Source organism: Streptomyces sp. NPDC048258 (genome assembly GCF_043201995.1).
Taxonomy (GTDB): domain Bacteria; phylum Actinomycetota; class Actinomycetes; order Streptomycetales; family Streptomycetaceae; genus Streptomyces.
The window spans coordinates 173948-192887 of the sequence record NZ_JBICZH010000014.1; the positions used below are offsets into that span (position 1 = coordinate 173948).

At 74.2% G+C, this 18940-nt stretch carries 20 protein-coding genes; 9 read left to right on the forward strand and 11 right to left on the reverse strand.

Translation table 11 applies throughout. The features are described from left to right. Positions 1 to 238: 238 nt before the first annotated feature. From ACGFYQ_RS28545 to ACGFYQ_RS28555, 3 genes are read left to right on the forward strand one after another with little or no spacing between them, the layout of a single operon-like run. Positions 239 to 1798, forward strand: coding sequence for an acyl-CoA carboxylase subunit beta (locus ACGFYQ_RS28545; protein ID WP_393748743.1), 1560 nt, complete (start codon positions 239 to 241; stop codon positions 1796 to 1798). Positions 1799 to 1830: 32 nt separating this feature from the next. Beyond that, positions 1831 to 2031: an acyl-CoA carboxylase epsilon subunit gene (locus ACGFYQ_RS28550; protein ID WP_393748745.1), complete on the forward strand. Its 201-nt coding sequence runs from the start codon at positions 1831 to 1833 to the stop codon at positions 2029 to 2031. Positions 2032 to 2068: 37 nt separating this feature from the next. Continuing rightward, positions 2069 to 2860 (forward strand): thioesterase II family protein, encoded by a 792-nt coding sequence (locus tag ACGFYQ_RS28555; RefSeq protein WP_393748747.1) that lies wholly within the window; start codon positions 2069 to 2071, stop codon positions 2858 to 2860. A 56-nt stretch (positions 2861 to 2916) separates the two neighbouring features. Here ACGFYQ_RS28555 and pqqB read toward each other — a convergent pair whose 3' ends face one another. The 5 genes from pqqB to pqqA are packed head-to-tail and all read right to left on the reverse strand — an operon-like array spanning position 2917 to position 6067. Then, entirely contained in the window at positions 2917 to 3828 is a 912-nt protein-coding gene (gene pqqB, locus ACGFYQ_RS28560) for a pyrroloquinoline quinone biosynthesis protein PqqB (protein WP_393748749.1), read from the reverse strand. Next, positions 3825 to 4937, reverse strand: a complete 1113-nt coding sequence (gene pqqE, locus ACGFYQ_RS28565; RefSeq protein ID WP_393748751.1) for a pyrroloquinoline quinone biosynthesis protein PqqE — start codon at positions 4935 to 4937, stop codon at positions 3825 to 3827. Before pqqE ends, pqqB begins: the two co-directional genes overlap by 4 nt. Further along, positions 4928 to 5182: a pyrroloquinoline quinone biosynthesis peptide chaperone PqqD gene (pqqD, locus tag ACGFYQ_RS28570; protein WP_362400314.1), complete on the reverse strand. Its 255-nt coding sequence runs from the start codon at positions 5180 to 5182 to the stop codon at positions 4928 to 4930. The genes pqqE and pqqD overlap by 10 nt, the downstream gene beginning before the upstream one ends. Before the next feature lie 26 nt (positions 5183 to 5208). Beyond that, positions 5209 to 5904 carry a pyrroloquinoline-quinone synthase PqqC gene (gene pqqC / locus ACGFYQ_RS28575; RefSeq protein WP_393748754.1) on the reverse strand — a complete coding sequence of 232 codons (696 nt, stop codon included), beginning with the start codon at positions 5902 to 5904 and terminating at the stop codon, positions 5209 to 5211. A gap of 58 nt (positions 5905 to 5962) precedes the next feature. Continuing rightward, a complete protein-coding gene (pqqA, locus tag ACGFYQ_RS28580) occupies positions 5963 to 6067 on the reverse strand; it encodes a pyrroloquinoline quinone precursor peptide PqqA (RefSeq protein WP_393748756.1) in 105 nt (34 codons plus the stop codon). Between the two features lie 242 nt (positions 6068 to 6309). On the opposite strand from pqqA, the gene ACGFYQ_RS28585 reads away from it, so the two are divergent. Beyond that, a complete protein-coding gene (locus tag ACGFYQ_RS28585; RefSeq protein ID WP_393748758.1) occupies positions 6310 to 7212 on the forward strand; it encodes an ion transporter in 903 nt (300 codons plus the stop codon). A gap of 18 nt (positions 7213 to 7230) precedes the next feature. Here ACGFYQ_RS28585 and ACGFYQ_RS28590 read toward each other — a convergent pair whose 3' ends face one another. After that, the gene (locus ACGFYQ_RS28590) at positions 7231 to 8283 is read right to left on the reverse strand and encodes a phosphatidylinositol-specific phospholipase C domain-containing protein (RefSeq protein WP_393748760.1); all 1053 of its coding nucleotides are present in this window, start codon (positions 8281 to 8283) and stop codon (positions 7231 to 7233) included. A 208-nt stretch (positions 8284 to 8491) separates the two neighbouring features. Here ACGFYQ_RS28590 and ACGFYQ_RS28595 point away from each other — a divergent pair, with 208 nt between their 5' ends. Beyond that, positions 8492 to 9439: a trypsin-like serine peptidase gene (locus ACGFYQ_RS28595; protein WP_393748762.1), complete on the forward strand. Its 948-nt coding sequence runs from the start codon at positions 8492 to 8494 to the stop codon at positions 9437 to 9439. Positions 9440 to 9458: 19 nt separating this feature from the next. Here ACGFYQ_RS28595 and ACGFYQ_RS28600 read toward each other — a convergent pair whose 3' ends face one another. Continuing rightward, the gene (locus ACGFYQ_RS28600) at positions 9459 to 10226 is read right to left on the reverse strand and encodes a hypothetical protein (RefSeq protein ID WP_393748764.1); all 768 of its coding nucleotides are present in this window, start codon (positions 10224 to 10226) and stop codon (positions 9459 to 9461) included. A gap of 182 nt (positions 10227 to 10408) precedes the next feature. Between ACGFYQ_RS28600 and ACGFYQ_RS28605 the strand changes: the two genes are divergently transcribed. Further along, positions 10409 to 11005, forward strand: coding sequence for a TetR/AcrR family transcriptional regulator (locus ACGFYQ_RS28605; RefSeq protein WP_393748766.1), 597 nt, complete (start codon positions 10409 to 10411; stop codon positions 11003 to 11005). Positions 11006 to 11163: 158 nt separating this feature from the next. On the opposite strand, the gene ACGFYQ_RS28610 is transcribed toward ACGFYQ_RS28605, so the two are convergent. Next, on the reverse strand, positions 11164 to 12096 hold the full coding sequence (locus tag ACGFYQ_RS28610; RefSeq protein WP_393748768.1) for an oxidoreductase: 933 nt from the start codon (positions 12094 to 12096) through the stop codon (positions 11164 to 11166). 151 nt (positions 12097 to 12247) lie between these two features. Here ACGFYQ_RS28610 and cbiE point away from each other — a divergent pair, with 151 nt between their 5' ends. From cbiE to ACGFYQ_RS28625, 3 genes are read left to right on the forward strand one after another with little or no spacing between them, the layout of a single operon-like run. Continuing rightward, positions 12248 to 13501: a precorrin-6y C5,15-methyltransferase (decarboxylating) subunit CbiE gene (gene cbiE / locus ACGFYQ_RS28615; RefSeq protein WP_393748770.1), complete on the forward strand. Its 1254-nt coding sequence runs from the start codon at positions 12248 to 12250 to the stop codon at positions 13499 to 13501. 1 nt (position 13502) lies between these two features. Then, positions 13503 to 14252: a precorrin-4 C(11)-methyltransferase gene (cobM, locus tag ACGFYQ_RS28620; protein WP_393748772.1), complete on the forward strand. Its 750-nt coding sequence runs from the start codon at positions 13503 to 13505 to the stop codon at positions 14250 to 14252. Next, positions 14242 to 15090, forward strand: a complete 849-nt coding sequence (locus tag ACGFYQ_RS28625; RefSeq protein ID WP_393748774.1) for a cobalt-precorrin-6A reductase — start codon at positions 14242 to 14244, stop codon at positions 15088 to 15090. Before cobM ends, ACGFYQ_RS28625 begins: the two co-directional genes overlap by 11 nt. A gap of 111 nt (positions 15091 to 15201) precedes the next feature. Here the strand turns inward: ACGFYQ_RS28625 and ACGFYQ_RS28630 are convergent, their stop codons facing one another. Genes ACGFYQ_RS28630 through cobG form a run of 3 tightly spaced genes read right to left on the reverse strand, consistent with a single transcriptional unit; the run spans position 15202 to position 18631 of the window. Beyond that, the gene (locus ACGFYQ_RS28630) at positions 15202 to 16689 is read right to left on the reverse strand and encodes a precorrin-2 C(20)-methyltransferase (protein WP_393748776.1); all 1488 of its coding nucleotides are present in this window, start codon (positions 16687 to 16689) and stop codon (positions 15202 to 15204) included. Continuing rightward, entirely contained in the window at positions 16686 to 17333 is a 648-nt protein-coding gene (locus ACGFYQ_RS28635; protein ID WP_393748778.1) for a precorrin-8X methylmutase, read from the reverse strand. Before ACGFYQ_RS28635 ends, ACGFYQ_RS28630 begins: the two co-directional genes overlap by 4 nt. Then, the gene (gene cobG / locus ACGFYQ_RS28640) at positions 17330 to 18631 is read right to left on the reverse strand and encodes a precorrin-3B synthase (RefSeq protein WP_393748780.1); all 1302 of its coding nucleotides are present in this window, start codon (positions 18629 to 18631) and stop codon (positions 17330 to 17332) included. Before cobG ends, ACGFYQ_RS28635 begins: the two co-directional genes overlap by 4 nt. Between the last annotated feature and the right edge of the window lie 309 nt (positions 18632 to 18940).

An 18940-nucleotide genomic window follows, 5' to 3' on the forward strand; every position in this document is an offset into this window, starting at 1 on the left:
CCCTATCCCCCCAGGTGTTGACCCTGCCCGGCGCCCGCCCGCACCCCGCGCCGCACGCCCCGTGCCCGCGCCGCCCGTGGCGACGTGCCTGCTGGGCGGGGGTGCGGGCGGGTCCCGGTGCGGTCAGGGGGGTGGTCGGTGTTCTCCGCGCGCGCCCCGGACGCCTTCAATGGCACGCACTGCCCAGGGGGCCGCCGCCCGTTTCGGTGGCTCCGATGGCCGAAGAGACGGGTGGAGCATGTCAGTTGCCGATGTCAGTGTCCGAGTGGCCGAACTAGGAGCGATCAAGGAGTCCGTCGAGCTGGGGCCGTCCGCGAGCGCCTCCGAGGCGCAGCACGCCCGCGGCAAGCTGACCGTGCGCGAGCGGCTGGACCTGCTGTTCGATCCGGGCACGTTCCGCGAGATCGAGCAGTTGCGCCGGCACCGGGCCACGGGTTTCGGCCTGGAGGACCGCAGGCCGCACACCGACGGCGTGGTGACCGGCTGGGGCAAGGTCGACGGCCGGCGGGTGTTCGTGTACGCGCACGACTTCCGGATATTCGGCGGCTCGCTCGGCGAGGCGCACGCCCAGAAGATCCACAAGGTGATGGACCTCGCCGTGGCGGCCGGCGCCCCGCTGGTGTCGCTCAGCGACGGCGCGGGGGCCCGTATCCAGGAGGGCGTCACCGCGCTCGCCGGGTACGGGGGCATCTTCCGCCGCAACGTGGCCGCGTCCGGGGTGATCCCGCAGATCAGCGTGATGCTCGGGCCGTGCGCCGGCGGGGCGACGTACTCCCCCGCCCTGACGGACTACGTGTTCATGGTGCGCGACATCGCGCAGATGTACATCACCGGCCCGGACGTGGTGCAGGCGGTGACCGGCGAGAAGATCAGCCACAACGACCTCGGCGGCGCGCAGGTCCACTCCTCGGTCTCCGGCGCGAGCGCGTTCCTGTACGACACCGAGGAGGAGTGCCTCGAAGAGGTACGGCACCTGCTGTCGCTGCTGCCGTCCAACAACCGTGAGATGCCGCCCTCCGTGGCCGCCACGGACCCGGCCGACCGCCTGGGCGAGGCGCTGTCGGACCTCGTCCCGGCCGATCCGAACCGCTCGTACGACATGCGTGCCGTGATCGAGGAGATCGTCGACGACGGTGATCTGTTCGAGGTCCACGCCAACTGGGCGACCAACATCATCTGCGGTCTGGCCCGGCTCGACGGGCACGTGGTGGGCATCGTCGCCAACCAGCCCGCCTCGCTCGCCGGGGTGCTGGACATCCACGCCGCGGAGAAGGCGGCCCGGTTCGTGCAGACCTGCGACGCGTTCAGCGTTCCGCTGGTGACCCTGGTGGACGTGCCGGGCTTCCTGCCGGGCAGCGACCAGGAGCACGGCGGAGTCATCCGGCACGGCGCGAAGCTGCTGTACGCGTACTGCGCGGCCACGGTGCCCCGGGTGCAGGTGATCCTGCGCAAGGCGTACGGCGGCGCGTACATCGTCATGGACTCCCGGTCGATCGGCGCGGACCTGTCGTTCGCGTGGCCCACCAACGAGATCGCGGTGATGGGCGCGGAGGGCGCCGCCAATGTCGTCTTCCGCCGGGAGATCGCAGCCGCGGACGACCCGGAGGCGGCACGCGCGCAGCGCGTCAAGCAGTACCGCCAGGAACTCATGCACCCCTACTACGCCGCCGAGCGGGGACTCGTCGACGACGTCATCGACCCGGCCACGACCCGGCGGGTGCTGGTGGACGCGCTGGACGCGCTGCGGGCCAAGCACGTGCCGCTGCCCGAGCGCAAGCACGGCAACCCGCCGTTCTGACCGACTTCCCCTACGACCGAGGAGCACGCCCGATGAGCGAGCGGGCCGAACCACACATGACGATCGTGCGCGGTGCCCCGGACAGCACGGAACTCGCCGCGGTCCTCCTCGTCCTGCTCTCCGCCGCCCGGCGGCGGGACGGGGCCGGGGAGGAGGCCGCGGCCCGGCCCCGGGCAGCCGCCTGGGGCCCCGCGCGCGGCTGGCGCCCGCCGGGCACCTGGACCGCCCTGTGAGCGGGCCCGGTCCCCACCGAAAGGACACCCACCGAGGATGAACCGCCACACCACGACGACCGCGACGACCGCCACCGCCGTGACCGCGACCCCGACCGCGCCCAGCGCCTGGCTGCGCCGTTTCCACCCCGCCGAGGAGGCCCCCGTACGGCTGTTCTGCCTCCCGCACGCGGGCGGCTCGGCCAGCTACTACTTCCCCGTGTCCCGGGCCCTGTCCCCGCGGGCCGACGTGGTGGCCGTGCAGTACCCGGGGCGACAGGACCGCCGCCACGAGCCCTGCGTGGACGACGTACGGGAGCTCGCGGACCGCGTCTTCGCACAGCTGCGGCCGTGGTGCGACCGGCCGGTCGCGCTGTTCGGGCACAGCCTGGGCGCGACCCTGGGCTTCGAGGTGGCGCTGCGGCTGGAGGCGGCCGGCGTCCGGCCGGTGGCCCTGTTCGCCTCGGGGCGGCGGGCCCCCTCGCGCCACCGCGAGAACGAGCGGGTCCACCTCGCCCCCGACGAACAGCTGCTGGCCACGATCAAGCGGATGAGCGGGACGGACCCGGCGGTACTGGCCGACGACGAGCTGCTGCGGTCGGTGCTCCCGGCGATCCGCGGCGACTACAAGGCCGCGGAGACCTACCGCTACCGTCCCGGCCCCGCCCTGACCTGCCCGATGGTGGTCCTCAACGGCGACAGCGACCCCGAGGTCACCGCCGAGGAGGCCCAGGGCTGGTCGGCCCACACCGACGGCCCGACCGCCTACCACTGGTTCACCGGCGGCCACTTCTACCTCAACCAGCACGCCACCCAGGTGATCGACCTGGTACGGCAGCAGCTCGTCTGAGACAACGGCGAAGGGTCCGGAAGCCTTGATGGCTGCCGGACCCTTCGTCGTCGACCTCAGAGCTCGACGCGCGTTCCGTCGGCCGGGATCTCCGCCCCCGCCGCGCGCACCTCGTGGTGGGCCTCGGAGCGCGGGTCCGCCATCGGGTTGGTGTTGTTGAGATGGGTGTACGCCCACCTGGTGCCCGGCCGCGCGGCCCGCAGCCGCCGGATGTGGGCCAGGCTCCCGCCCTCCCCGGTGACCGGCAGGTGCCCCATCGCCGCCTGTGCTCCGGTCGCCCCGGCCGAGCCCGTGGCCCCGCCGAACTCCCGCGCCGAGTGGAACGTACCGTCGAGCAGGACGTAGCCGGCCCCGGCGGTGAACTCGTCGAAGCCGGGCGGCCAGGAGGCCAGGCACGGCGCGTACACGAGGGCCCCGCCCGTGGCCGGGTCCTCGAAGCGGTACGCGACCACCCAGGGGCCGTCCCCCGGCCCGTCCGCGGGCAGCGAGCGCGCGTACTTGGGGCGTTTGGCGCCGACCGCGAAGGCGCCGACCCGCAGCCCGCCGACGTCCTGCTCCTTGTCGACGGCCGTCTCGGACCACTCCCAGCCGCTGTAGCCGCCGAGGATCCCCCGCACCGGGAAGGCCTCGTCCAGCGCGCCGAGCACCGCCCGCGGCGCCCACACCCGCAGCCCGGCCCCTTCGCGGAGCATCATCAGGCCCAGCGTGTGGTCGATCTCGGCGTCCGTGAGCAGCACCCCCCGCACCGGCGTCTCGCGCGGACCGGGGCCCGCCGAGAGCTCGGGCGTGGCGAGGATCTGCGCGCGGATGTCGGGCGAGGCGTTGACCAGGTACCACCGCACCCCGTCGGCGCTGATCGCGAGCCCGTCCTGGCACCGCGCGGGCGCACCCGACGTACAGACCGGGCAGGCGCAGTTCCACTGCGGGCAGCCGCCCCCGGCCGCGGTGCCGAGCAGGACGGCCCTCATCGGCGTCCCGCCACCGGTCCGCGCATCACGAGCTCGGGCGGATTCGGCGAGATGCCCGCCAACAGCAGGTCCACGGTGCCGCGTTGACCGGAGCGCGAGCAGACCGGGTCGGTGGCCGCGGCGTCCCCGGTGAGCAGGAAGGCCTGGCAGCGGCAGCCCCCGTGGTCGACGGAGCGCCGGTCGCAGCCGCGGCAGAGGTCGGGCATCCACTCCTCGCCGCGGTAGGCGTTGAAGGAGCCGGACGCGTACCAGATCTCGAACAGCGGCTTCTCGATGACGTTGTCGAGCTCCAGGGTGGTGATCGCGCCGGCCGCGGGGCAGGGCAGCACGGTGCCGTCGGGGGCGACCGTGAGCTGGATCGCGCCCCACCCGTGCATGCACGGCTTGGGGTACGGCTCGTAGTAGTCGGCGAGCACGTACACGATCTCCATCGTGCCCTTCAGCCGCTCCATGGCCGCCCGCACAACCGGTTCGGCAGCCGCCAGCTGCTCGCGGGTGGGCATCAGGGCCTCGCGGTTGCGCAGCGCCCAGCCGTAGTACTGGGTGTTGGCGAGCTCGAGGCGGTCCGCGCCCATGCTCTCGGCCAGGTCGATGAAGCCGGCCAGCTGGTCGTGGTTGGCGCGGTGCAGTACGGCGTTGACGGTGAGCGGAAGACCGTGCTTCCGGACCAGCGCGGCGGCGGCGATCTTGTGGTGGTGGGCCTTGGCTCCCGCGAGCCGGTCGGCGCGGGCCGCGTCGGCGCCCTGTACCGACAGCTGTACGTTGTCCAGCCCGCGCTCGACCAGGTCCGCGAGCCGCGCCTCGCTGAGGCCGAGGCCGCTGGTGACGAGGTTGACGTAGCAGCCGAGGCCGCTGACGTGCGAGACGATCTCGGGCAGGTCGGGGCGGGCCAGCGGCTCGCCGCCGGACAGGTGCACCTGCAGTACGCCGATCTCGCGCGCCTGGGTGAACACCTCCAGCCACTGCTCGGTGGTCAACTCCCGCTCACGCTCGATGAGTTCCAGCGGGTTGGAGCAGTACGCGCAGTGCAGCGGGCAGCGGTGCGTGAGCTCCGCGAGCAGCCCGAGCGGCGGGGCCGCGCTCGCGGGGTGGCCGGCGGTCAGATCCATCGCACGACGCCCTTCTCGGCGAGCCGCTCCAGGACGGTGCCGACCTCCGTCTCGCGGACGCCGGCGTACCTGGCGCCCAGCGCCGCGGTGATCTGCGGCACGGTCGTGGCGCCGTCGCAGAGTTCGAGTACCGAGACGGCCGTCCCGTTGGGCACGAGCACCCCTTCCGGGTGGAGCACGACATGGGTCTGCCGTGTCTTGTCGTAGATGAGCCGCACTCCGCGGCCGAGCACGGGCCGGTCCACGGCCACTCCTTCTGCAGATTCGGTGGCTATGCGCGTGTGGCGGCGGCGCGTTCGACGGCGTCCAGCATCTGCCACAGCACGTCGCACTTGAACGCGAGCGCGGCGACGGCCGCGTCCTGCTGCTCCCGTGTCACGCAGTGCCGGACGACGATGTCCAGGGTGCCCTTGCCCTCACCCGACACGGCCTCGATGCGGTCCGTGAAGTAGGCCAGGTCCCCCGGGCGGATCCAGTCGTAGTGCGCGAGCATGTCCGCGACCCTGCGGGTCATCAGGTGCCCGGCGAACATCTCGGTGAGCCCGGAGGCGATGGCCTCGGCCCACGGCCGGGTCCGGGCGAAGGTCACGTACGCGTCGACCGCGAAGCGCACCCCGGGGACCACGTACCGCTCGTCCAGGACCTCCTCGCGGGACAGGCCCACGGCCTCGCACAGCCGCAGCCAGCGCGCGATGCCGCCCTCGTCGTCCGGGGTCCCGTCGTGGTAGGCCAGCCGGTCCACCCAGGCGCGCCGGATCTCGGGGAGCGGGCAGTTGCTGATGATCGCCGCGTCCTTCTGCGGCAGCATCCGCTGGTAGTACCAGCGGTTGGCGGCCCACAGCCGCAGGGCCCGCCGGTCGAGCTCGCCGGCGTGCAGCCGCCGGTGGAAGGGGTGGCTGCCCCAGTAGGAGGAGGACAGCGCGCGCAGCGCGCCGATGAACTCGGACTCGTCCAGCATTGCCGTCATGTGTTCTCCCGCCACGGCGGGAGCCGGTCGCCCGGACTCCCGCCCGCCGACAGTCGGTTCACTTGTCCAGACGTGCGGCGTACGCGGTGACCTCGAAGGCCGTCTCGTACGCGACGAAGTCCGGGGTGGTCCACGCCTCGGGGGTCTCCTTGACCTCGGCCATGGGGGTGCTCCTTCGCTCGGTGCCCATCGGTTTCCGCCAGGAACCTACGGCCTGGCCCGGCGGCCGCAGATCCCCTAGCCGCCCCTAACCCCGGACACTCACCCCTGCGGCCCCGCTCGCCCGGCGGCTCGCGGGTGTAGACGTGCGCGCCGGAGTGAAACCCGATCGGGTGTGGGGCGTTAGAAGGGGCGACCGCCACTCCCCCGGGTGTGGCCTGCGGTGATACGAGTACGAGGAGCGAGATGACAGTCCCGATGGCGGCCGGGCGCGGCCGCGTGAAGCTGGCGGCCAGATGCCGGGTGGCCACGGAGGCTCCCGCCTTCGGGCTGGGCGTCTTCTGCGTGATCCTGCTCAACGCGGCGCTGATGGGGGTGGAGACCTACAGCGGGCTGGCCGCTGAGTACCGGCAGGTGCTGCGGGCCGCGGAGGAGGGCTGCCTCGTCCTGTTCACGCTGGAGATGCTGCTGCGCATGGGCGCGCACGCGGACAAGCCGAAAGCATTCTTCCGCGACCCGTGGAACCTCTTCGACCTGGCGATCGTGGCCTCCGCCTTCGTCCCCATGGTCCGCGAGAACACCACCCTCCTGCGGATGCTGCGGCTGGCCCGCGTCCTGCGCACCGCGCGTTTCCTGCCGCACCTGCGCATCCTGCTGATCGCCGTCGGCCGCAGCCTGCCGGGCACCGCCAGCTTCCTGTTCGTCGGCGCGCTGGTGCTGTACGTGTACGCCATGGTCGGCTGGGTCTGCTTCGCCGAATCCGACCCCGGGCACTACGGCTCGGTGGGCCGGGCCGCCCTCACGCTGTTCCTGCTGACCACGCTCGACGGGCTCACCGACGCCGTCCGCGCGGGGCTGCAGATCTCCCGCCTCAGCATCATCTACTACGCCTCGTACGCCCTGCTGGCCTCCTTCGTGCTGGTGAACGTCCTCATCGGTGTCGTCCTCAACTCGCTCGACGAGGCACGTGAGATCGAGGAGGAGGCCGGCCGGGTCCCGGCGCCGGCCGAGGACCCCGACGCGGGCGGGCAGGACCTCAAGGAGCGGATCGCCACCGCCCGCCGCGCGCTGGACGAGATCGAGGCGAGCCTCGCCGCGGCGGAACCCCACCCGGCCCGGCAGCTGGAGACCTCGCACACCGGTTCCTGAGCCGTTCGCGGACGCGGCTCAGCCGCGGGGGACGACCGTCCCGAGGACCTGGGGCAGCGGGTACCAGTCGGCGGAGACGACGGACGCGTGGTGTCCGGCGAGGAGCGCGAGCCGGTCGCGGGCCTGCGCCTCGGTCGGGCGGGTGGAGTCGATGGCCGGGGCGACGTTGTGGGCGTCGGTGGCGATCAGCAGGTAGTGGTTGCGGTCGTACCAGCCGGTGTCGACGGCACCCGACGCGTACGCGCTCGCGTCCCCGTCGAAGACCACGAACCAGGGACGCAGGGAGGCGTCGGCGTAGCGGACCCGGGGGTCGCCCGCCTCGGCCCGGTGCACCGCCGGGAACGCGGCGGCCTGGCCGAGCCGGCCCTGGGCCGCGAGGGAGCGCAGGTGGGTGGCGTACTCGCGGTCGGTCCACAGGGTGTCGGAGCTGTTGCCCTCCTCCAAGGTCCCGGGGATCAGCTCCACGATGAACTTCCCGGCGAGCGCGGCGCGGCTGGGCCAGGCCCCGGCGCGGGCGGCGGTGTCGAGGTCGGGGTGACCGGCGGCCAGCTGGCCGGGACGGTAGACGGCGTCGCCGAGCTTGCCGGTCAGCAGCGCGTCCAGCTCGGCCGGGCCGCGCCCGAGGTTGGCGGCGAAACCGTCCTTGAGTTCCAGCTTGAGGACGACCGGCCGGTGGCCGGGGTGGGCGTCGTGCCAGCTGCGGATGTCGGAGAGGCAGCCCGCCAGGTTCTGGTTGCGGGACTTGGTGCGCAGCTGGGCGGGCGACGTGGCGTTCTCACAGTTGCTGTCGTTGCCGACAGGGTTGTCGTGGGAGACCCGCCACGAACTGCCGAAGAAGTTGGTCCACACGTCGAGTTCGAGCATGGCGGCGCCCGAGTCCAGCGCGTCGGCGAAGTACGGGTACTTGGCCTTCTCGTAGGCATTGTGCACGCCGACTCCGGTCGATCCCGCGTAGGGGAGGCTGTCGGAGGTACCGGTACCCGCCGCGCCGGCCGGGGCCGTTCCCAGCACGAGGGCCACGGCCGCCAGTCCCGCGGTCACCGCGCCCGCCATCCGGTTGCGTAGTCTCATGCTTTCGGCTCCTGTCGGTCTGTCGGTCCGCTGTGGCTCAAGTCGCGTGGAGCGTAGGTGAGTTGAATGACACGCGGAAGACAGGGGAGTGACGCGGGGGCGGCCGGGGGCCGCTGTGAGAACGGACACGTCCGGATTTCGGAACCCATCCCGCCGATCTCCCCATCGAACGGAGAGTCGGACGCGTCTGCGGGGCGGGGAGTGCCACATGTTCAGCAAGGTTCACGGGCGGGCCGTACGGGCCTCCGTGCTCGTCGGCGTCCTCTGCGCGCTGGTCATCGTGGGCGCGGGGTACCTGTGGGAGCTGCGCGGCTTCGCCGCCCACCGCGCGGACGGGGATGCCGCGCAGGGCGTCTACCAGCAGGATCCCGAGCGCGCCGACCGGACGGCGGCCGCCGTGCTGGACGGGTTGGCCCACGAGGTCCCGGACCCGCCGACGGACGGCAACGCCTTCGCCGACAGCGGCACCTCGGTGCACTGGAGGTCGGCCGGGTGGCAGCCCTCCGACCCGTTGGAGGCCCGGCCGGCGCCCGCCGAGCCCGCCGTAGGAACGCTCTTCTCCCCCGGCGCCGACGGCGACCCCGACCACCACTGCTCGGCCGTGGTGGTCCACTCCCCCGGCGGCGACCTCATCGCCACCGCCGCCCACTGCGTGTACACGGGCGGCTTCCGCACCAACCTCGCCTTCGCCCCCGGCTATCTGGACGGCGCGGCTCCGTACGGGGTCTGGGTGCCCACCCGGATCGACGTGGACCCCCGCTGGACCGAGGACCAGGACCCCGACCACGACGTCGCCTTCGTCCGGCTGCGCCGGCCCGGCTACCCCGGCCAGCGGTTGGAGGACGTCACCGGCGCCGAGGAGATCGCCTTCCGGCCCGAACTGCCCGCGCCCGCACGGCTCGTGGGCTACCCCAACACCTCCGAGCAGCCGCTGGACTGCCGCAACACCGCCCGCGCCGCGGGGCCGACGCAGCTGCGCCTCGACTGCGCGGACGTGCCCAACGGCACGAGCGGCGGCCCGGTGCTGACCGATGGGCACACGCTGATCGGGGTGATCGGCGGCCGCGACGGCGGCGGCGACGACGAGACCTCGTACAGCAGCTATTTCGGCGACGGGCTCCGGGCCCTGTACGAACGCGCCACGAAGTCCGCGTAGCGCTTCCGGCGACGGTGGCCTAGCGGGCGTACGAGCCGAGGCCGACCAGGCAGTACACGTACTCGTTGATCACCCTGCCGTTGATGGTGTACCGGTGGGAGAACGCGTACTGGGTCTTGGGGTTGTCGTTGCAGCGGTCCATGTCGGAGGTCATCGGGATGCTCTCGATCACCCGGTAGTGCGCGTCGGACGCCGAGCAGGAGACCTCCTCGACGTCGTCCACCCGCTGGGCGGTCGTCGAGTCCGGCAGGCTCCCGTTGAGGCAGGTGCCGCGGTCGTACGGGGTGGGCTCCGGGCTGGGCTCCGGGCTGGGTTCGAGGCTGGGCTCCGGGAGGGTCGCCCGGCTGGACGGGGCGACGGTCTCGGTCCTCCAGGCACTGGGCGACGGGGTGGGCGTCGGGCTCGGCGACTCCGTGGGCGTCGAGCTCGCGGAGACCTTGCCGTCGCTGTCGTCCCCGCCGTTCAGCACGACGGCGATGCCGATGCCCAGCACCACTAAGACCGCGAGCGCCACCAGGCAGCCGCGGCCGCCCGCCCCGGGGGCCGGACCGGACCGCGGCGTGCCCCCGGCCCCGGCCGCAGCCCCTGCCCCTGCCCCTGCCCCTGCCCCTGCCACCCGGATGCGCAGCAGCACCTCGGCGTCTCCGACGCGGGCCCGGACGAGGTCCCCGTCCCGGGAGTGGGGGATGCGGACGCGCGCCGGGCCGGTCGGCAGCTCGACGGTGAGGATCACACCGTGGGCCGCCTGCTGCGGGGTGAGCTGGAGGGGGATTTCCTGCGACGACACCGGCTGCTCCAAGGGATGAGGGGGGCGGGTGCACACGGGTCCGATTGCCTGCCCAGTGTGGCGCGCCGGGCGGCTTCACGGAGGGTCTTTCTAGAAAAATCTTCTAGTTCCAGGTCTTGCTAGGCTCTCTCTCCGCCCAACAGATCACGGAAACACCGCGACGGACACCGACGGGACCCGACATGTCTCCTAAGCAACAACGCGGTGAGGCCACCGTCGACTTGCTCCTGACCGCCGCTCTGCGCGTGTTCGCCGAGTCCGGCCAGCAGGGGTTCACGGTGAACGCGGTCGTCGCGGCCAGCGGTGTGAGCCTCGGCAGCCTCTACCACCACTTCGGCAACTTCGACGGCCTGGCCGCCGCCCTCTACATCCGGTGCATGGACCAGCTGTGCGACGAGATGGCCGCCGCCCTGACCCGGTGCCGGACCGCGCGCACCGGCGTCCAGGCGTGGGTGGCGTCCTACCTGCGCTTCACCCAGGAGCACCGGGACGTCGCGCTGTTCCTGCACGCCTCGGCCTACTCCGGCTACCTCGTGGCCCACGCCGAGGAGATCGGCGCGGCCAAGGCGGAGAAGTTCGGGACCATCATGCAGTGGATGGGGGCGCGCATGGAGCGCGGCGAGATCGCCCCCCTCCCGGCCCCCGTGATCGAGGTCATGGTCATGGGGCCCCTCACCGAGGCCGCGCGCCGCTGGCTGTCCAGCACCTACGAGATCGACCTGGCGGAGGCCGCGCGCTACCTCCCGGACCGCATCTGGCGCTCCCTGCGCCCCGACTGAAGTGGGTGGTTGTCCGGAGTGTCGTCCATGCCACCGATTGTCCGGCGGCCGGGGGCGTCGCGGTCAGGTACCGTCCGGGGCGCCCGGAGGCGTCCGGGGGGCGGACGGGGGCGCTCAAGGACCGCTCCGCGCGCCCGGCGGTCGGCTCGCCGGGCGGGTCAGCGGGGCAGGGATCCGTACGAGACTCCCGTGAGCTTCTCGGAGGCGGCCCAGAGCAGTTCGCCGGACGTGTCGTCGAAGGTCCGCTTCGCCCGCCAGGACCGGACCGGCGCTCCGCGCCAGCCGAACCGCGGCCCGATGAAATCGTCCTGCCGCACCCCGGGCGCGGTGGCCGCGTAGAGCGTGGGCAGCGCGCCCGAGGACGCGGGCTGCGCGACGAACGCGTTGCCGAACGCCGCCACGCGCGAGTTGAGGGTGGGGCCCTCCAGCTTCGACGCTCCGGCGTGGAGGTTGGAGGAGGCGTAGCCGGGGTGCGCGGCGGCGGCGACGATGGTCGAGCCGGCGGCGGCGAACCGCCGGGACAGTTCGTGGGTGAAGAGCAGGTTGGCGGTCTTGGAGCGGCCGTAGGCGATCCAGCGCCGGTAGCCGTGCTCGCCGTCCAGGTCGTCGAGGTCGATGTCGGCGAGCGCGTGGAAGCCGCTGGAGACGTTGACGATCCGCGCGCCCGGCGCCGCGGCCCGCAGCCTCGGCAGCAGCAGCCCGGTGAGCGCGAAGTGCCCGAGGTGGTTGACCCCGAACTGCGTCTCGAACCCGTCGGCGGTCCGCCCGTACGGCAGTGCCATCACGCCCGCGTTGTTGACCAGCAGGTCCAGCGACTCCCGGCGCTGCCCGTAGGCCTTGGCGAACTCCCGGACGGAGGCCAGGTCGGCCAGGTCGAGCGGGGCGAACTCCACCTCCGCGCCCGGAACTTCGGAGCGTATCCGGACCTCGGCGGCCCGCCCGCGCGCGGCGCTGCGACAGGCCAGCACGACCGAGGCGCCGCGCCGGGCGAGCTCGCGGGCGGTGACGTAGCCGATCCCGCTGTTGGCCCCCGTCACGACCGCGGTCCGGCCGCTCTGGTCGGGGATGTTCGTGGCGTTCCAGCCGGGCATGGCGGGCTCCCTCGCGATCGGTGGGTTACCGAGAGTAGACCGGCGCGGGCCGGGGGCCGGAGCGGGGGTCGTACGGGCACGCGTACGCGCAGGCCAGTAGGCTGCGGTCCGCCCCTTCCGCTTTCCCCTTCCAGTCCCGAGGTACCGCGCAGTGAGCTCCGCACCGCCCCCCATACCCGTGACGGTCGTCGGCCTCGGCGCCGACGGCTGGGCCGGGCTCACCGCCGCCGCGCGGTCCGCGCTGTCCCGTGCCGAGGTGCTGATCGGCGGGCCGCGCCAGCTGGACCTGCTGCCGGCCGCCGACTGCCCCGGGGCGCGGGTGGCGTGGCCGAGCCCGCTGCGGCCGGCCGTGCCGAAGCTGATGGCCGAGCACGCGGGCCGCCGGATCGCGGTGCTGGCCAGCGGCGACCCCATGTTCTACGGGATCGGCCGGGCCCTCGCTCAGGAGCTGGGGCCGCAGGCCCTGCGGGTGCACCCGCACCCCTCCTCCGTCTCCTACGCCTGCGCCCGCCTGGGCTGGCCGGTCGAGGACACCGAGGTGGTCACGGTCGTCGGCCGCCCGGTGGCCCGGCTCGCGGCGGCGCTGTACGAGGGGCGGCGGGTGCTGGTGCTCAGCGCCGGAGCGGCGTCCCCGGACGAGATCGCCGCTCTGCTCCGGGATCGGGGCTTCGGCCCGAGCCGCATCCGGGTGCTGGAGCAGCTCGGCTCCGAGCGCGAGGACGCGTACGAGGGCCTCGCCGACGGCTGGGACCACCCGCCGGGCGATCCCCTGAACGTGGTGGCCGTGGACTGCCGCCGGGATCCCTCCCACCCGGCGCCCCGGATCGGCGCGACCCCCGGCCTGCCGGACGCCGCGTACGAGCACGACGGACAGCTCACCAAGCGCCGGGTCCGGGCCGCGACCCTGTGCGCGCTGGCCCCCGCCCCCGGCGAGCTGCTGTGGGACATCGGCGGCGGCTCCGGCTCCATCGGCATCGAGTGGATGCGCACGCACCCCTCCTGCCGGGCGGTGGCCGTGGAGCGCGTCCCGGAGCGGGCCGCGCGGATCGCCCGTAACGCGGCGGCGCTCGGCGTGCCCGGCCTGCACGTGGTCGTCGGCGCCGCGCCGGAGGCCCTCGCCGGCCTTCCCTCCCCCGACGCGGTGTTCATCGGCGGCGGCCTGACCGCGCCGGGGCTGCTCGACGCGGCCTGGGCGGCGCTCGCCCCCGGTGGCCGGCTGGTGGTCAACACCGTCACCCTGGAGTCGGAGGCGGTCCTCACCGACCGCTACCGGCGCCACGGCGGCGAACTGGTGAAGCTCTCGGTCGCCCACGCGGTGCCGGTCGGCGGCTTCACGGGCTGGCGGCAGGCCATGCCGGTCACCCAGTGGTCAGTGACGAAGTCGACGAACGAGAAGGATCTCTGACATGACCGTGTACTTCATCGGTGCGGGCCCCGGCGCCGCCGACCTGATCACGGTGCGCGGTGCCCGGACCCTGGCCGCCGCCCCGGTCTGCCTGTACGCGGGCAGCCTCGTCCCCCGCGAACTGCTCGCCGAATGCCCGGCGGACGCGCGGCTGGTGGACACCTCCCGGCTGAACCTGGACGAGATCGTCGCCGAGTGCGTACGGGCGCACGCGGCGGGCCAGGACGTGGCGCGGCTGCACTCCGGCGACCCCTCCGTCTTCAGCGCGGTCGCGGAGCAGATGCGGCGGCTCGACGCGGCCGGCATCCCGTACGAAGTGGTCCCGGGCGTGCCGGCCTTCGCCGCGGCGGCCGCGGCGCTGAAGCGGGAGCTGACCGTTCCCACGGTCGGCCAGACGGTGATCCTGACCCGGATCGCCCAGCAGGCCACCCCGATGCCGCCCGGCGAGGACCTGGCCACCCTGGGCCGCAGCGGCGCGCTGATGGTGCTGCACCTGGCCACCCGCTACGTGGACCGGGTCGTCGACGAGCTGCTGCCGCACTACGGGGCCGAGTGCCCGGTCGCCGTGGTGGCGATGGCCAGCCGCCCCGACGAGCTGATCCTGCGGGGCACGCTGGCCGACATCGCGGCCCAGGTGAAGGAGCACGGGCTGGTCCGCACGGCCGTCATCATCGTGGGCCGCACGCTGGGGGCGGAGCAGTTCCGCGACAGCCACCTGTACTCCCCCGAACGTGACCGGCATGTCTGCTGAACCGGGTCCCGGGCGGCACGTCCTGATCCTGGGCGGCACGACGGAGGCCAGACGCCTGGCGGCGGCGTTGACGGGGGCCCGGGGCGTGGGGGAGGCCGCCCACCCGGACGCCCACCCGGCCCGGGACACGGCCCCGCGCGCGGTCCGGCCCGCCCCGCCCGGAGCGACCAGGGTGACGACCTCCCTCGCCGGGCGGGTCGCCGCGCCCGTCCTGCCGCCGGGTGAGACCCGGATCGGCGGCTTCGGCGGCCCCGCCGGGCTCGCCGCGTGGATCCTTGCCCACCGGGTCACCCACCTGGTCGACGCCACCCACCCCTTCGCGGAGCGCATGAGCTTCAACGCGGCCGAGGCTGCGGCGCTTTCGGGCGTCCCGCTGCTGGCGCTGCGCCGGCCCGGCTGGACGCCGGAGCCGGGCGACGAGTGGACCTTCGCGGACTCCCTCGCCGGGGCGGCCGGCCTGCTGCCCGCGCTCGGCAGCCGTGCGTTCCTGACCACCGGCCGGATGGGCCTGCACACCTTCGCGCACCTCACCGACACCTGGTTCCTGGTGCGTTCGGTGGACCCCCCGGCCGCGCCCACGCCGCCGCGCCTCGAAGTCCTGCTGGCCCGGGGCCCGTTCACCCTCGACGACGAACGGGATCTGCTCGCTCGCCACCGGATCGACGTCCTGGTCACCAAGGACAGCGGCGGCTCCGCGACCGCCCCGAAGCTCACCGCCGCCCGCGAGACGGGCATCCCGGTGCTGGTCGTACGCCGCCCTCCCGTCCCGGAGGGCGTGGCGGAGGCCCGTTCGATGGCGGCGGCCCTGCGATGGCTCGACTGCGCGGAGCCCGCGTAGGGCCCGGGCCGCGCCCGCGCCGCGGCCTTCCGGCCGGCCGGAAGACGCGAAAGCCCGGGGCCCGGGGCGGTCGACCGCCCCGGGCCCCGGGTCCTGCGACGCCTCACCCGGTCACGGGTAGCGGCGCGGGGTCCACGTGATCCGCGAGCCGTCGGCGCGCTCGGTGACCTGGGTCTGCGAGGACCCGATCAGCAGCAGCGTGCGCATGTCCACCTCGGACGGCTCCAGTTCGGCGAGCGTGACGATCCGCACGGACTGCTCCGGGCCGCCGACGTCGCGCGCCACGACCACCGGGGTCTCGGGCGAGCGCAGCTCCAGCAGCAGTTCGCGGGCCTGCGCGACCTGCCACGTGCGGCTGCGCGAGCCGGGGTTGTACAGGGCGAGCACCAGGTCCGCCGAGGCGGCCGCGCGCAGCCGCTCCGCGATGACCTCCCACGGCTTGAGCCGGTCGGAGAGCGAGATGGTGGCGTAGTCGTGGCCGAGCGGGGCCCCGGCCGCGGCGGCCGCCGCGTTGGCCGCGGTCACCCCCGGCAGGACCCGTACGGGCACGTCCTTGTACTCCGCCTGCCCGGCGACCTCCAGGACCGCCGTGGCCATGGCGAAGACGCCGGGGTCGCCGCCGGAGACCACGGCCACCCGCTGTCCGCGCCGGGCCAGGTCGAGGGCGAACTCGGCGCGCTCGGACTCCACCTTGTTGTCGGAGCCGTGCCGGATCTGGCCCGGCCTGACCGGGACCCGGTCCAGGTAGGTGGTGTAGCCGACCAGCACCTCGGCGTCGGCCAGCGCCCGCCGTGTCTCGGGGGTCAGCCACAGCGGGCCCGCCGGGCCGGTGCCGACGACCACGACCTCGCCGGGGCCGGACGGCACGCTGCCCGGGTTGCCGATCCGGCTGGGGACGACGGCGAGGGCGAAGTACGGGACGGACTCGGGGTCGGTGTCCGCGAGGACTCCGGTGCGCTCCCCGGCCATGGTGGCGCGCTCGACGTAGCGGGCCTCGGCGAGCCGGCCGCTCCGCTCCATCGCCCCGCGCACGGCGGGGAAGGTCCGGCCGAGCTTCATCACGACGGCCGAGTCGGTGGCGGCCAGCCGGGCGGTGAGCTCCTCCTCGGACAGGGTGCCGGGGAGGATGGTCAGGACCTCCTCGCCCTCCACGAGCGGGGTGCCGAGCCGGGCGGCGGCGGCGCTCACCGAGGTGACACCGGGGATCACCTCGGTCTCGTACCGGTCCGCGAGCCGCTTGTGCATGTGCATGTACGAGCTGTAGAAGAGCGGATCGCCCTCCGCGAGCACGGCGACGGTCCGACCGGCGTCCAGGTGTACGGCGAGGCGGGCGGCGGCGGACTCGTAGAACTCCTCCATCGCACCCTGGTAGCCGCCGGGGTGGTCGGTGGTCTCGGTGGTGACCGGGTAGACCAGCGGCTCCTCGATGTGGTCGGCGCGCAGGTGCTTCGCGGCGATCGCGCGGGCGATGGACCGGCCGTGACGGGCGCTGTGGTACGCGACGACGTCCGCCTCGGCGATCACCTCGACCGCGCGCAGCGTCATCAGGGACGGATCGCCGGGCCCGAGCCCCACCCCGTACAGACGTCCGGCGCTCATTCGGCCACGCTCGCAATGGCGTTGACGGCCGCGGCGGCGATCGCGCTGCCGCCGCGGCGGCCGCGCACGATCAGGTGGTCGAGCCCCGACGGGTGGGCGGCGAGGGCGTCCTTGGACTCGGCGGCGCCGATGAAGCCGACGGGCACGCCGATGACGGCGGCCGGGCGCGGGGCGCCCTCCTCGATCATCTCCAGCAGCCGGAAGAGCGCGGTCGGCGCGTTGCCGACGGCGATCACCGAGCCTTCCAACAGGCCCCGGTCACGCCAGACTTCGAGGGCGGCGGCGCTGCGCGTGGTGCCCATCTTCGCGGCGAGCTCCGGCACGGCCGGGTCGGAAAGCGTGCAGATCACCTCGTTCTCGGCGGGCAGCCGCTTGCGGGTGACCCCGCTGGCGACCATCTGCACGTCGCACAGGATCGGCGCGCCCGCCTCCAGCGCGGCGCGGGCCCGCAGCACGACCTCGGGCGTGTACCCCAGGTCCTGCGGGAGGTCGGTCATCCCGCAGGCGTGAATCATGCGCACCGCGACCTGGGCGACCGAGGCGGGCAGCCCGGAGAGGTCCGCCTCGGCGCGGATCGTGGCAAAGGACTGGCGGTAGATCGCGGCGCCGTCCTTCTCGTACTCGAACACGGTGTACTCGCTCATTTCTTCACTGCGGCTTCGGACACTCGGGGTTGGTTGCGGGCGGCGGCGAGGGCCGCGGCGAGTTCTTCGGGTGCCACCGGGTCCGCGGCGCCGAGCCGGTACCCGTCGGGCGTGGCCACCAGGTCCACCCAGGCGGTGCCGCGCGGGTGCCCGCAGCGGCGTTCGCACCCGGACCAGTGCACGGGCAGCGGCCCCCGTGCCCGCTCGGCGACGGCCCGCGCGTCGGCGCGCACGTCGGCCAGGGACTTGGCGCAGCCGGGCCGGCCGGTGCAGGCGGTGACGGCCTCCCAGGGACTGTCGGGGGCGAGGACCAGGCCGGCGGTCTCGATCAGGGCCGCGCCGTGGACGGGCCTGCTGGTACCGGCCGAGGGCAGGATGACGCTGCGCCAAGGGGTGACGCGCAGTTCGCGGCCGCCCCGGTCGGCGACCCGTACCAGGACCCGCCACTGCTCGGTGCTCAGCCGCCCCAGCGGCGGCAGTACGCACAGGTGCGTCCGGTCGCCGGTCCCCGCGCCCCACGGCCGGGGCGGCGGCGCGTACGGCCAGGCCACCTCGGTGACGACGGCCGCCTCGATCCCGGCGGCCGTGAGCCGACGGGTGAACTCGGCCTCGTCCAGAGGGTGTTCGGGGGGCAGCTCGGACACCCGCCAGGCCCGGGTCCCGGCCGCGTCGGCCGTGTCGAGGAAGTACTCGGCGGCGAGCAGCGCCGCCCGGGCCGCGTGCGGCGCGGCCAGTTCCACGGCGTCGGCGGCCACGCCGAGCCGGATCAGCGCCCGGCCGTCGGGCCCGCCGAGCACGGTCACGTCGGGGTTCAGCGCGGCGACGTCCCCGCGCCCGTCGTCGAAGGCGAACAGGAACCGCCCGGACAGCGCCGCCGCCCGGGCGCTCGCGCACAGCAGCCCGTCGAACGCGCGGGCCCAGGCCAGCACGTCGGGCCGGGCCGGACCCTCCAGCCCGGACATCGGCGTCGCCACGATGTTCCGGACCCGTTCGTGACTCGGCGCCGGCAGCAGCCCGGCCCCGTCCAGCAGTTTCGCGAGCCCGGCGCCGCATCCGTCGTCGAGCCCGCGCAGCTGGACGTTGCCCCGGGAGGTCAGTTCGAGGTGCCCGTCCCCGAACCGGTCCGCGGCGAGCCCGAGCACGGAGGCCTGGCGGGGCGTGAGCAGCCCGCCGGGTATCCGGACCCGCGCCAGGAACCCGTCGTCCGCCGCGTGCAGCCGCAACGCGCCGGGGCAGGCGTCACCGCGCTCCCGTATGACGGGTTCGTCCCGCGATGCGGCGGAAGGGGGCTGGGGCATGGCGGCGAGCATACCCACGATTCCCCTCCCCCGACCTGTGTCCGTCACCACCCCACACCTCCCCACCAGCCAAATCCAGCCCCGCCGACCCACAACCAGCCCCGCCCGACCAATCCAGCCTCACCAGCCCACAACCAGCCCCGCCGGCGTTTGAGGCGCGGGGTCCGGGGCAGAGCCCCGGCAACGGCGCCGCACCCCCCCCCCCCCCCCCCCCCCCCCCCCCCGCACCCCCCAGCCCCCGCCACAGCGCCCCCCCCCCACCACCCCCCCCCCCCCCCCGCCCCCCCACCGCCCCCCCCCCCCCCCCCC